The following is a 12,572-nucleotide window of genomic DNA, read 5'->3' as shown; positions in this document are numbered from 1 at the left end:
CCTTCGCCGTGCGCATCCTGCACCTTCACTCGAGCTTTTCGGCTGGCGGCAAGGAATTGCGCGCCGCCCGGCTGATGAATGCCTTCGGGCCCGAGGTCGCTCACGCGGTGGTCTCCGCCCAACCCGATGCCTATGGCGCTGCAGTTGCGCTCGATCCTGAAATAGAGGTCGAGTACCCGCGGGACTTTCCGAGCCTGCAAGGCCGTCCCACGCCCTTGCGGCTGCTGCGCCTTGCCCGCGCCATGCAAGGTTTCGATCTGGTGCTGACCTACAACTGGGGGGCGATGGACGCCGTGCTGGCGCATCGCCTCTATGCAGGCGTGCTGGGCCTGGGGCCACTCGTTCATCACGAAGATGGCTTCAACGAGGATGAAGCGCAGGGCCTGAAACCTGCGCGCAACCAGTTCCGGCGCGTGGCGCTTGCGCGGGCATCGGCGCTGGTGGTGCCTTCGCGGCGGCTGCAGGCGATAGCGCTGGATGCCTGGCGCCAGCCCGCCGCGCGGGTACGGCTGATCGTGAACGGGATCGACACGGGCGCGTATCGCGAGCCGCCGTCCGCCGATGCAGTGCCGGGGCTGATCAAGACCCCGGGCGAAAGATGGTTGGGTACGCTTGCCGGCTTGCGCGCCGTCAAGAACCTGCCCCGCCTCGTGCGGGCCTTCGCCGCCTTGCCCGAGGACTGGCGGCTGGTGATCGTGGGCGAGGGGCCGGAGCGCGATGCTATCGCGGCGCAGGCCGCCGCCTGCGGTGTCGCCGAACGGGTTCACTTGCCCGGCTTCGTCCCGGACCCGTCGCGCGTGGTCGGCCTGTTCGACATTTTCGCGCTTTCTTCCGACAGCGAGCAGTTCCCGATTTCCGTTGTCGAGGCCATGGCGGCCGGAGTCGCGGTGGCATCGCCTGCCGTCGGCGACGTGGCGGACATGGTATCCGGGGATAACCGGCGGTTCGTGACGGCTGCCGGGGACGAGGCGGCGCTGGCGGGATCGCTGCGCCTCCTGGCCGCAGACGAGGCCCTGCGTTCGGCGGTTGGAGAAGCCAATCGCGCCCGCGCACAGGCCGATTACGATGAGAAATCCATGATTCGCGACTACCGCGAAACCTATGGCCGTGCCCTGGGACGGACTGCCTTCCCCTAGCCACATTCGCCATTCAGGCGCGCTTCACGCCGGGACGTGCAGCGATCATCCCCGTTGAAAACGCCTGTCCATACGTTAAACAGCCCCGCAACCATCCAGATTACCGCGGAAAGCGCCCAAATTGGCCCTGCCTCCAGACAAGAATTCGAAATCCGAAGAGAAAAAAGCGGCGCTGGCTGCCGCCGAGCAGGACGTGTTCGTTCGCGAGGTCGACGATGCCCTGCGCCAGGACCAGGTCGAGACCTTCATGAAGAGCTTCGGCAAGCCGCTGATTGCCGTGATCGTGCTCGGTCTCGCCGCGTTCGGCGGTTGGCTCTATTGGCAGCACCGCCAGACCACGGAACTGGAGGGCCGGACCGAAACCTTCGTCCAGGCGCTCGACAGCGTTCAGGCCAGCAATCTCGATGATGCCAAGGCCAAGCTGCAGCCTCTGGCAGACCAGGGATCCGATGCCAATGCCACCGCGGCCAGGCTGATGCTGGCCGCCATCGCGCTGGAAAAGGACGACAAGAATCAGGCGCTCAAGCTCTACGGGCGGGTGGCGGCCGATGCCAAGGCACCGCAGCCGTTGCGCGACCTTGCGCGTGTTCGTGAAGTCGCGGCCAACTTCGACGCGATGAAGCCGCAGGATGTGGTCGATCGTCTCAAGCCGCTTGCCGCGCCGGGCAATCCCTGGTTCGGCGTTGCCGGCGAACTGGTGGGCATGGCCTATCTCAAGCAGGACAAGAAGGACCAGGCGGGTCCGCTGTTCGCGGCGATCGCCAAGGACGAGGGGGTGAACGATGCCCTGCGCAGCCGCGCGCGCCAGCTTGCGGCCGTACTTGGCGTCGATGCCGTGGACGATGTGGTGGACGACAAGGGCGAGCCGCTCGACAAGCCGGTCGCGAAGATCGTCAAGGCCGCCGAAGTGAGCGGTGAATAAGAATGTCTGATGAGGTGCGCATGAAGGCTACTGTCTCGAACACTCGCGGAACTGACCGCCGCGGCCCCGGTGCACGCAGGGTCGTGCCCCTGATCGCGCTTGCGCTGGTGATGGGGTTGTCGGGCTGCAAGCTGTTCGGTGGCGGCAAGAGCGGCCCCAAGACGCCCACGGTCGGCGAGAGGGTTCCGATCCTTTCGCGCATCGAGACAGGGGCCAAGGTCGATCCGACCCTGGCCTCCGTGTCCGTGATCCTGCCGCCGGAACAGGTCAACGCCGATTGGGCTCAGGGCGGCGGCACCGCCAACAAGGCCTATGGCCACCTTGCGCTGGCAGCAACGCCCTCGCGGGCCTGGACCGCGCAGGTCGCTGGATCCTCGAATCGGCAGCGTCTCGCCGCCGCGCCGGTGATCGGCGATGGCCGACTCTACGTGATGGATACCGAGGGTGTGGTCCATGCCTTCGATGCCCAGAGCGGCGCCAAATTGTGGACCAAGAACTTCGGCGTGAGTGGAGACGGCTCGAAGTCCGTCTTCGGCGGCGGTGTCAGCTATGACAGCGGCCATGTCTACGTCACGACGGGCGTGGGCGAAGTCGCCGCGCTCGAAGCCGCCACGGGCGAGCAGATTTGGAGCAAGAAGCCGGCCGGCCCGCTGCGCGGGGCGCCGACGATCGCCTTCAACGCGGTCTACGTCATGACCCAGGACAACCAGATCCTGGCGCTCAACGCGACGGACGGTTCGCTGATCTGGAACGAGTCGGGCTCGTTGACCCAGGCCGGTGTGTTCGGCGTCGCCGCTCCGGCGGCGGGGCAGGGAACCGTGATCGCCGGCTATTCCTCTGGCGAACTGGTTGCCTACCGCTATGAGAATGGCCGCCAGCTCTGGTCCGATGCTCTCGCGCGCACGTCGATTTCGACCGAGGTCGGCAGCCTGACCGACGTCGATGCCGATCCGATCATCGACCGCGGCCGCGTCTATGCGCTGGGCCAGGGCGGACGCATGGCCGCCTACGAGCTCGTTACCGGACAGCGTATCTGGGAACTCAATCTTGCCGGTATTTCCACACCGGCTGTGGCCGGCGACTGGGTGTTCACGCTCGACGATCACGCCGAAATTCTGGCGATTGCCCGCTCTACCGGCCGCGTTCGCTGGCTGACGCAGCTGGCGCGCTTCAAGAACGAGAAGAAACGCAAGAATCCGATCTTCTGGGTGGGCCCGGTCCTTGCCGGCAACAGCCTGTGGATCGCGAATTCCGAAGGCGAAGTGGGCAAGGTCGATCCGGCAACCGGAACCTACACGCGCTTTACCGAGCTCAACGATGGCGTGATGCTCGAGCCGGTCGTGGCCAACCGGACCTTGTACATCCTTGACAATTCGGGCCGGATCACGGCTTTCCGCTGATCCGGCATGGATGCGGGGCGGGGCCCGATCCCGTCCCGTTTCGGACCCCTTAACCATTTCCGGCTAGGCATCGGGCATGAGCAATGCCCAGACCGTCGCGGACCGCCGGCCCGCCAGTGACGTCTCGGCGGGCGTCGGCCTGTCGGGGCTGGCCGCCCTGTTCCTGTGGCTGATGGTCTGTCGCAACTGGGCGGCGATTGCGGACGCTCTCGCCCTGCCCGGTCCGCATGCCCCGATGAGCGGACCTTACGCTTCGGTAGCCACGCTGCTCTTCACCGGCACGGCCATGGCGTTTTGGTCCGTGTTCGTCGACAAGGTCCACTTGCGGTCGTCGACCGGAATCGACTGGAGCGCGCCGCGTCCGCTGACGGAAACGATGGACATCTCGATCACCAAGATCGCCGGATTGTGGGCGACCTGGGCGGTAATCGGCTTCTACTACTGCATCGCTCGCTGGTACTGGGACGGACAGTACCTGTTCGCCATGGAAGTGATCGGCACCGCGGCGCTGCCGCTGTTCGTGCTTTCTGTTCCCTACATCTTCTGGCTCGATCGCTACGTGATCGAGCCGCGCGACCATGCCTGGCACTTCGGCGCCATGTTGATCGGGCGGGAAGCCTGGGATTCGGGCGAAATCAAGAAGCATTGGCGGGCCTGGGCAATCAAGGCATTCTTCGGCGCCTTCATGATCTCGATCCTGCCCGCGGGCTTCGCGCAAGTGGTGAATGCCGACTTCGCGGCGATGGAATACGATCCCGCGGCGCTCGGATCGACCCTGATAGCAGGCCTGTTCCTGATCGACGTGCAGATCGGGACGGTCGGCTACCTGCTGACGTTCCGGCCGCTCGATGCCCATATTCGCAGCGGCAATCCCTTCCTTGCCGGCTGGCTCGCGGCGCTGATGTGCTATCCGCCCTTCGTATGGGGCACGATGGGCCGTGCCGACGTGCTGGGATACGAGGTCAATACGGTCGGCTGGGCCGGCGTTCTGGCCACGCATCAGGCGCTGCTATGGGGCTGGGCAGCGCTGATGGTGTTCCTCACGGCAATCTATGCCTGGGCCACCTTCGCGTTCGGCCTGCGGTTTTCGAACCTGACCTATCGCGGCGTCCTGACCAATGGCCCCTACCGCTTCACGCGCCATCCGGCCTATCTGTCGAAGAACCTGTTCTGGTGGGCATCGACCCTGCCCTTCCTGGTACGCGACGGATCTCTCGCCGAGGCGGTCCGCAATACCGTGCTGCTGGGGATCGTCAGCGCCATCTACTACTGGCGCGCCCGGACCGAGGAAGCGCACCTGCTGGCTGAGGATCCGAAGTACCGCGAGTACTACGAGTGGATGGGCCGCAACGCCCTGATCACGCGCACGCTGTCACGCCTGGGCAATCGCCTTCAGCCGCGCAATCCGCAGCTTCACCCCGCCGAATAGGTCAGAAGCTCTTCACACCGTAAACGCGCGAGACGTCGCCACCCCACTCGCCGTGATAGAGGTCGAGCAGGCGCTCGGCCGGAACCTTTCCCGAAGCTACGATCTCGGCCAGCGGCTCGAGGTAGCCGGTCTCGTTGTCGCCGCCGGCATTGAGCCGGCCGCGCGCGGCAAGGCCTGAACGCGCGATGGAGAGTACTTCGCCGGCAATGTCGCGTAGGCTACCGCCACCCGGAAGCGGCGCATCGAGGCCAAGCCTGGGCACCGCGGCGCGGAGGAGTTCGCGGCCTTCCATGTCCCAGTCCTTGACCAGATCCCAGGCCGCATCGAGCGCGGTCTGGTCATAGAGCAGGCCCACCCACAGGGCGGGCAAGGCACAGATGCGGCCCCACGGTCCGCCGTCTGCGCCGCGCATTTCGAGGAAGGACTTGAGGCGCACTTCTGGGAAGGCGGTGGACAGGTGATCTTCCCAGTCGCTCACCCGCGGCAGCTCTCCGGGCAGGGCCGGGAGTTCGCCCTTGAGGAAATCGCGGAAAGACTGGCCGGCGGCGTCGATGTACTTTCCGTCGCGAAAGACGAAGTACATGGGCACGTCTAGCATGTAGTCGACATAGCGTTCGTAGCCGAACCCTTCCTCGAACACGAAGGGCAGCATGCCGGTCCGCGCCGGATCGGTGTCCGACCAGATGTGGCTGCGGTACGAAAGATAGCCGTTCGGCTTGCCCTCGGTGAAAGGCGAGTTGGCGAAGAGCGCAGTCGCGAGCGGCTGCAGCGCCAGGCTGACGCGAAACTTCTGCGCCATGTCGGCTTCGCTCGAATAGTCGAGATTGACCTGGATGGTGCAGGTCCGCAGCATCATGTCGAGACCCATCGAGCCGACCCGCGGCATGTGCTGCAGCATGATGCCGTAACGGCCCTTGGGCATGATCGGCAGATCTTCGCGGGTCTTGTCCGGCCACATGCCGAGGCCGAGGTAACCCTTGCCGATCTTGTCGCCGATCGTCTTTACCTGCTGGAGGTGGCGTCCGGTTTCGCAGCACGTTTCGTGCAGGTTCTCGAGCGGGGCACCGGACAGTTCGAGCTGGCCGGCCGGTTCGAGGCTGACGGTGCCGTCGGCCCCCTTCATGGCAATGACCTTGCCGTTTTCCTCGATCGGCGTCCAGCCGAACTCGGTCAGTGCCATCAGCAGGTCGCGGATGCCCCCGGGTTCGTCGTAGGAGGGGGCATGGTGGTCGACGACGTCGTAGACGAACTTCTCGTGCTCGGTGCCGATTCGCCACGCCGCGCGCGGCTTTTCGCCCGCGGCCATCGGCGCGGCGAGTTGATCAAGGCTTTCGACGATCGGATCGGCGCGATCCGATACCTCCCTGGTGCTCATGCGGCGGGAAGTAGTGGGGCGGGCCTGCCGATGCCAGCAATATTTGTTTCGGAAATGCTCAATTCCCGTTTGTCGCCCAATCGCCTGCAACTGCCATCCACAGCGCGCAGCCGGCGATGCTGGCTGTTTCGCCGCGCAGGATGCGCGGGCCCAGGGTGATTGCACGCGCTTGTGGATGGGCACGGATCGCGGCGCGCTCCTGATCGTCGAACCCGCCTTCCGGGCCTATCAGCAGGGCGGCCGCTCCGGCGTGGGCCGAGAACATCCCGGCTGCAGGGGATCCGCCCTGCTCGTCGGCAAAGAACAGGGCGCGGTCCTCCGGCCAGTCGCGCAGCAGGGCGTCCAGTTTCATTGCGGGCGCCAGTTCCGGCAGCGCTGTTCGCGCGCATTGCTCGGCCGCTTCTGTGACGATCGTGCGCGCCCGGTCCGGGTTCAGCTTGTCGGCTACGCAGCGGCGCGTGATCAGCGGCAGGATGCGGCGCACGCCGAGTTCGGTCGCCTTTTCGAGGACGAGATCGAAGTTCGGCTTCTTGAGCAGGGCCGCGCATAGCCAGAAGTCGGGCACCTGTTCGCGCGGGCGCAGGCATTCCGCCGGTTCCAGAACGACATCGCGCTTTCCTGCCGAAATGACGCGCGACGCCCATTCGCCGGTGAGGTCGTCGCACAGCACCACGGCATCGCCCGGCGCCACGCGCATCACCTTGGAGAGATAGTGCGCCTGCCCCCCCTCGACGGAGACCGGCGTTGCCGCAGCGAGCGGGCCGGGAACGAAGAGGCGGGGAGCCGAACGGGGTGGCCAGGCGGGGGTGGCTGCCATGAACAGCGGCTTTCTCGATCCGGAGTTGTCAGGGGCCTGCCTTCTCGCGCCATCGCTGCCGCTATGCAACGGGCGAAAGGGCCGTTTCGCGATGACCGATGACACAAGGCATGCAATCGACTAGACCTGCCGCGTGACTGAACCATCAACCTTTTCGGATGTCGGTGTGCCCGACAGCCAGCATGGCGGCCTCGTTTCCCTGCTTCCGCTGCCGCTGCGCCCTTACGCCAGGCTGGCCCGGTTTGATCGGCCTATCGGCTGGTGGCTGCTGTTCTGGCCTTGCGCCTGGGGCGTTTTGCTGGCCGGGGGCGAGGACCGCTGGGACCTGCTGCTTTGGTTTCTGCTCGGCTCCATTGCGATGCGCGGCGCCGGTTGCGTCTATAACGACATTGTCGATGCCGATCTCGATCGCAGCGTGGCGCGCACTGCAGCCAGACCGATCGCGAGCGGCAGGGTCAGCCTGCAGGCTGCCTGGATCTGGCTCGTGTCTTTGTGCCTGGTCGGGGCCGGGGTACTCCTGCAACTGCGCTGGCAGGCGCAGCTTGTGGCGCTGGGCAGCCTTGCCCTGGTGGCCGCCTATCCCTTCATGAAACGGATTACCTGGTGGCCGCAGGCATGGCTGGGGCTCGTCTTCACTTGGGGATCGCTGGTCGGCTGGATAGAAATCCGCACCGACCACCTCGAAGCGTTGGCGGCGCTCTATGCGGGCAGCATCGTGTGGTGCATGGGCTACGACACGATCTACGCCATTCAGGACCGCGAAGACGATGCATTGATCGGCATCCGCTCCGCAGCCCTGCGGCTAGGCGATCGCGTGCGCGCCGGCATCACGGCTTTCTACGCTCTGGCGCTGGCCTTCTGGGCGTTGGCCTTCTGGGCGATCCGCCCCGACTGGGTTGCGCTCGTCGCCCTTGTGCCGGTTGCGCTTCACCTGGGGTTTCAGGCCTTCACGCTCGATCCCGAAGACGGCGAAAATGCGCTGTATCGCTTCCGTTCGAACCGCGACGCGGGCCTCGTCATGGCGCTTGCCTGCTGGGTTGTCGGCAATGCGGGCATGATCTGATCGGCGCGCGGCGGGGCGATACCCCGCTGCGGGTCCGGTGATCAGTGGCTCATTCATAGCTGACCAGCTCGAATTCGATGCCGTCCCAGTCGAAGAAGTAGAAACGCCGTCCCGGTTCGTAGTCGGCGTGGCTGAACGGCTCGAGGCCGGCGGCGACGACGATCTTCTCGGCGGCGTCGAGATCGTCGACCACGAGGCCGATGTGATTGAGCGGCGCGCCCTTGGTAAAGCGGTCGTGGGGCTTGTGGTCGGTGTAGATGGCAATGTAGCTGAACTCCTCGCCGACGTGGATCGTCTCGCCGTCGTTGATCGCCGGACCTCTCCAGCGCTCTTCCCAGCCCAGCAGGTCCTGCAGCAGGCGAGAGGAGCGTTCGATGTCGCTTACCGTGATATTGGCGTGTTCGAGGCGGCCCTTGGCCATGGTTACAACTCCTTTTTGCTTGCCGGCGAATCACCGGCTTGGCAAAGATGCAACCTCAAGCTAACTTGAGCTCAAGTCCTAAAATTCGTGGAGCCTATGGTCGAGGATCGGTTCATTTCCATCGGCGACCTGTCGCGCCGCACCGGCGTCGCGGTTTCGGCGATCCGCTTCTACGAGGAAAAGGGCCTGCTGATGTCGCTGCGCACACGCGGCAACCAGCGCCGCTTCCTGCGCTCCGACATCCGCCGCGTCAGCTTCATCCTGATCGCCCAGAAGCTGGGACTGGCTCTTGCCGAGATCGAGCGCGAACTGTCAGAATTGCCGCAGGGACGCACGCCGACGCTGGCTGACTGGGAGCGCATCAGCCGCTCGATGCGCGCCTCGATCGATGCCAATATTGCCCTGCTCGAACTGACCCGCCGCAAACTCGACGAATGCATCGGCTGCGGGTGTCTGAGCCTGAAGAAGTGCCAGCTCTACAATGCCGGCGACGGGGCTGCCGCGCACGGGCCGGGGCCGCGGTTCGTGCTGAAGTAGTCACTCCGCCGCCAGAAGTTCTTCCGCGCCTACAAGGTCCACGCTGACCAGCCGCGAGATGCCCTTTTCGACCATGGTGACGCCGAACAGGCGGTGCATGCGGCTCATGGTCACGGCGTTATGGGTGACGATGAGGTAGCGGGTGTCGGTTTCCTTGGTCATCGCTTCGAGCAGGTCGCAGAAGCGTTCGATATTGGCGTCATCGAGCGGGGCGTCGACTTCGTCGAGCACGCAGATCGGCGCGGGATTGGTGAGGAACAGGCCGAAGATCAGCGCCACTGCGGTGAGCGCCTGTTCGCCGCCCGAAAGCAGCGTGAGCGATTGCAGGCGCTTGCCCGGCGGCTGGGCGTAGATTTCGAGGCCGGCTTCCAGCGGATCGTCGGAGTCGACCAGCGCAAGGTGCGCCTTGCCGCCCTGGAAGAGGCGGTTGAACAGCCGCTGGAAATGGCCGTCTACCGCTTCGAAAGCGGCACGCAGACGCTCGCGGCCCTCCCGATTGAGATTGCCGATCGAGCCGCGCAGCCGGTTGACTGCCTCAGTCAGTTCGTCCTTTTCGGTGACGCTGGAGCCCAGTTGCTCCTCGGCTTCGGCCAGTTCGTCGGCGGCGACCAGATTGACGGGCCCGATCCGCTCACGGTCGGCGACGAGCTTGTCCATCACCGCAGATTCTTCAACCGCGCCGCTGACTTCCGCGGAGACGAATTCGAAGCGTTCGGGCAGGACCGGCGGCGGACACTGGAAGCGCTCGCCGGAAATGCGTGTCATCTCGATGCGGCGCTCGTCCTCGTTCTCGGCGCGGGCAACGGCACCGGCGCGGCCTTCGCGGGCGCTGGCGAGTGTCTCCTGCGCGGCGGCCAGACCGGCATCGGCCTTGCGCGCTGCTTCGGTGGCATCGCTCACGGCCGCTTCGGCCTTGGCCAGTTCCTCGGCGAGCCGATTGCGCACCGCTTCGCCCTGCTCGATCTGCTCCATCAGCGAGGCGGGCTTGGCGGCGATGACGGCGCGTTCGCTCTCTATTTCCTCCAGCCGCCCGGCCATCTGCGCAAGCCGGTTTGTGGCATCGCCCGCGCGGGCCTGCCAGTTTTTGATATCGCCGCGCTGCGAGGCGGTGCGTTCGCGCGCCACGGCCAGCGCCTGATCGTGCGAGGCGAGCGCGGCAGTAGCCGATTGCAGCGCGTTCTTGGCCGTCTCGTTCCTGCCCCTGGCGGCGTCGAGCGCGGCGCGGCCGGTCTCGGGATCGGGCAGGTCGGCGCGCTTGGCCTCTGCGGCGGCCAGATCCTGTTCGGCATTGGCGCGCTGTTCGGCCAGCTCGGCGACGCTGCGGTCGAGTTCGGTGCGGCGGGCCTGATGGCGCGCCTTGGTGTCCTCGGCCTGATCGACGGCGCGCAGGGCATTGCGTTCGGCATTGGCGGTATCGGCAATTGCGCGCTCCGCTGCGACGACGGCGGCGGAGAGGCTGGACAGTTCCTGCTGCACTTCGCCCTGCCGCGCTTCCGCCTTCGCAACAGCCTCGCGCAGCGCGGGAAGCTGGGCATCGAGTTCGGCAAAGCGGTTTTCGGCTTCGAGGCGTGCCGCTTCCGCCGCGCCTTCGCCGCGTGCGACGAAGCCATCCCAGCGGCGCAGCAGGCCGGACTTCGTGACCAGCCATTCGCCGGGCTTCAGCGCGCGCCCATCGTCCTCTTCGGCGACATGGACCAGCGCCAGCCGGGCGGCGAGTTCGGGCGGGCATTGCGGAACATGCGCGGCCAAATTGTCCACCACGGGGGAAGGAGCCTCGGCGCCGGTCCAGAAGCGGCCATCGGCGTTCTCGACGCGCCCCAGCGGCGCCTTGGCGTCACGCCCCAGCACGGCGGCCAGCGCGCGCTCATAGCCCGGCGCGGCGCGCACCGCATCGATGGCGACGGGAAGGCCGTGCGCTGCCTTGGCGCCTTTGGCCCGCGCCTCGCGGTCGCGCGTCAGAGCGGCATGTTCGCGCTCTATGCCGGTAAGGTCGGCGCGGGCGCCGGAAAGCTCGGAAGCGGCTGAATCGCGTTCGGCCTGCAGCTCAGCCTTGCGCGCCTGTTGCGCTTCCAGCCCCTCACGCGCCTTGCCGAGGGCTTCAGCAGCTGCTTCGGCTTCGCGCCGGGCCTGCGCAATCGTTGCATCGAGATCGTCCATTGCCGGCAGGCCCGCCAGTTGCGCCTGCAGCCGCTCGGCTTCCGCGTTCAACCTGTCGAGCCGGCTGCGCGCCTGCGCCAGTTCGGCTTCGGCAATGCGCCACTCGGCTTCGACGGCAGCCTGCTCGGCAGTGGCCTGCGCCAGATCGAGTTCGGCAGTCCGCGCCATGCGCTCGGCGCCTTCGAGCGCATTCGCCAGACGCGGACGCTGCGCCTCGTCCGCTTCCAGCTGCTTCGCCCCTTCCGCGAGATCCCGTTCGAGCCGCGAGAGCGCCTCGGCGGCATCTCGGGTCATGCGGTCGGCATCGCTGCGGTCCTCTTCGAGCCGCGTACGCTGGCGGTCGAGATCCTTGAGGCGCTGCTCTGCAGCTTCGAGCTGGCTGGTCAGCGTCGCCATGCGATGGCCTTGGGCCGTCGCGTCGTCGCGGCGGTCGGCAAGTTCGTCGCGGGCTTCGGTCAGGGCCTCGGCGGCCGCTGCCTGTGCTTCCTGCGCGGTCCTGGCCGCCTCCTGCGCTTCGGCCACGCGGGCTTCGGCGGCCTGCGCTTCCTTCTTGGCGGCTTCGGCGGCCGCCGCGGCATCGCGCCAGCGGGCGAAGACCAGCCGCGCCTCGGCGAGCCGGATCTGGTCGGACAGCGACTTGTAGCGCTCGGCGGCCCGCGCCTGCCGGCGCAGCGTCGCCACCTGCTTGTCGAGCCCGGCCATGATGTCCTCGAGCCGGGCGAGATTGGTTTCCGTCGCGCGCAGCTTCTGCTCGGCGTCCTTGCGGCGCACGTGCAGGCCGGCGATGCCCGCCGCCTCTTCCAGCATCTGGCGGCGCTCCGCGGGCTTGGCGGCAATGACCGCAGCGATGCGGCCTTGGCTGACGAGTGCGGGGCTGTGCGCGCCGGTGGCGGCATCGGCGAAGATCAGCGCGACGTCCTTGGCGCGCACGTCGCGGCCGTTGACGCGATAGGCACTGCCGGCGCCGCGCTCGATGCGGCGCACGACTTCCAGTTCCTCGCGCACGCCATCATCGCGCGGCGCGGTTTCGGCTTGCAGGACGACTTCGGCGAAGGCGCGCGGCGGGCGATTTGCGGTGCCGGCGAAGATCACGTCTTCCATGCCGCCGCCGCGCATCGACTTGGGCGAGCTTTCGCCCATGACCCAGCGGATCGCTTCGAGCAGGTTGGACTTGCCGCAGCCGTTGGGGCCGACGACCCCGGTCAGACCGGGTTCGATGCGCAGTTCGGCAGGCTCTACGAAGCTCTTGAATCCACTGAGCTTGAGCCGCCTTATGCGCATCGGACCGCCTTTAGAAGAGCCGCCGAGGAAGCAT

The 12,572-nt window shown here is 66.6% G+C and carries 10 protein-coding genes; 6 read left to right on the top strand and 4 right to left on the bottom strand.

Features of this window, described 5'->3' with window-relative positions; translation table 11 throughout:
* Nucleotides 1-8: 8 nt before the first annotated feature.
* The 4 genes from LK12_RS19650 (at nt 9) to LK12_RS19635 (ending at nt 4,887) form a co-directional block, all read left to right on the top strand.
* The gene (locus LK12_RS19650) at nt 9-1,136 is read left to right on the top strand and encodes a glycosyltransferase (RefSeq protein WP_039289524.1); all 1,128 of its coding nucleotides are present in this window, start codon (nt 9-11) and stop codon (nt 1,134-1,136) included.
* Nucleotides 1,137-1,257: 121 nt separating this feature from the next.
* Nucleotides 1,258-2,058: a tetratricopeptide repeat protein gene (locus tag LK12_RS19645; protein WP_039288071.1), complete on the top strand. Its 801-nt coding sequence runs from the start codon at nt 1,258-1,260 to the stop codon at nt 2,056-2,058.
* 20 nt (nt 2,059-2,078) lie between these two features.
* Entirely contained in the window at nt 2,079-3,458 is a 1,380-nt protein-coding gene (locus tag LK12_RS19640) for an outer membrane protein assembly factor BamB family protein (protein ID WP_039289521.1), read from the top strand.
* A 76-nt stretch (nt 3,459-3,534) separates the two neighbouring features.
* The gene (locus LK12_RS19635; RefSeq protein ID WP_039288068.1) at nt 3,535-4,887 is read left to right on the top strand and encodes a methyltransferase family protein; all 1,353 of its coding nucleotides are present in this window, start codon (nt 3,535-3,537) and stop codon (nt 4,885-4,887) included.
* A 1-nt stretch (nt 4,888) separates the two neighbouring features.
* Here the strand turns inward: LK12_RS19635 and LK12_RS19630 are convergent, their stop codons facing one another.
* Both LK12_RS19630 and LK12_RS19625 read right to left on the bottom strand, forming a co-directional pair.
* Nucleotides 4,889-6,262, bottom strand: a complete 1,374-nt coding sequence (locus tag LK12_RS19630) for a glutamate--cysteine ligase (protein WP_039288065.1) — start codon at nt 6,260-6,262, stop codon at nt 4,889-4,891.
* A gap of 58 nt (nt 6,263-6,320) precedes the next feature.
* A complete protein-coding gene (locus LK12_RS19625) occupies nt 6,321-7,079 on the bottom strand; it encodes a 16S rRNA (uracil(1498)-N(3))-methyltransferase (RefSeq protein ID WP_039288062.1) in 759 nt (252 codons plus the stop codon).
* Between the two features lie 133 nt (nt 7,080-7,212).
* On the opposite strand from LK12_RS19625, the gene ubiA reads away from it, so the two are divergent.
* On the top strand, nt 7,213-8,142 hold the full coding sequence (gene ubiA, locus LK12_RS19620) for a 4-hydroxybenzoate octaprenyltransferase (RefSeq protein WP_039288058.1): 930 nt from the start codon (nt 7,213-7,215) through the stop codon (nt 8,140-8,142).
* A gap of 49 nt (nt 8,143-8,191) precedes the next feature.
* Here the strand turns inward: ubiA and LK12_RS19615 are convergent, their stop codons facing one another.
* Nucleotides 8,192-8,563: a VOC family protein gene (locus LK12_RS19615; RefSeq protein WP_039288054.1), complete on the bottom strand. Its 372-nt coding sequence runs from the start codon at nt 8,561-8,563 to the stop codon at nt 8,192-8,194.
* A gap of 96 nt (nt 8,564-8,659) precedes the next feature.
* Here LK12_RS19615 and soxR point away from each other — a divergent pair, with 96 nt between their 5' ends.
* Nucleotides 8,660-9,100 (top strand): redox-sensitive transcriptional activator SoxR, encoded by a 441-nt coding sequence (gene soxR / locus LK12_RS19610; protein WP_039288052.1) that lies wholly within the window; start codon nt 8,660-8,662, stop codon nt 9,098-9,100.
* On the opposite strand, the gene smc is transcribed toward soxR, so the two are convergent.
* Nucleotides 9,101-12,538: a chromosome segregation protein SMC gene (smc, locus tag LK12_RS19605; protein WP_039288049.1), complete on the bottom strand. Its 3,438-nt coding sequence runs from the start codon at nt 12,536-12,538 to the stop codon at nt 9,101-9,103.
* Between the last annotated feature and the right edge of the window lie 34 nt (nt 12,539-12,572).

Origin of the sequence: Novosphingobium malaysiense (assembly GCF_000802225.1) — a bacterium.
Taxonomy (GTDB): domain Bacteria; phylum Pseudomonadota; class Alphaproteobacteria; order Sphingomonadales; family Sphingomonadaceae; genus Novosphingobium; species Novosphingobium malaysiense.
This window is presented reverse-complemented; position numbering and strand designations above follow the sequence as displayed.

Bases quoted from the DNA above. Each gene is read 5' to 3' on its own strand.
- LK12_RS19640 (WP_039289521.1), top strand. From the start codon at position 2,079: ATGAAGGCTACTGTCTCGAACACTCGCGGAACTGACCGCCGCGGCCCC.
- smc (WP_039288049.1), bottom strand. From the start codon at position 12,538: ATGCGCATAAGGCGGCTCAAGCTCAGTGGATTCAAGAGCTTCGTAGAG.
- LK12_RS19630 (WP_039288065.1), bottom strand. From the start codon at position 6,262: ATGAGCACCAGGGAGGTATCGGATCGCGCCGATCCGATCGTCGAAAGC.
- soxR (WP_039288052.1), top strand. From the start codon at position 8,660: ATGGTCGAGGATCGGTTCATTTCCATCGGCGACCTGTCGCGCCGCACC.
- LK12_RS19625 (WP_039288062.1), bottom strand. From the start codon at position 7,079: ATGGCAGCCACCCCCGCCTGGCCACCCCGTTCGGCTCCCCGCCTCTTC.
- LK12_RS19635 (WP_039288068.1), top strand. From the start codon at position 3,535: ATGAGCAATGCCCAGACCGTCGCGGACCGCCGGCCCGCCAGTGACGTC.
- LK12_RS19615 (WP_039288054.1), bottom strand. From the start codon at position 8,563: ATGGCCAAGGGCCGCCTCGAACACGCCAATATCACGGTAAGCGACATC.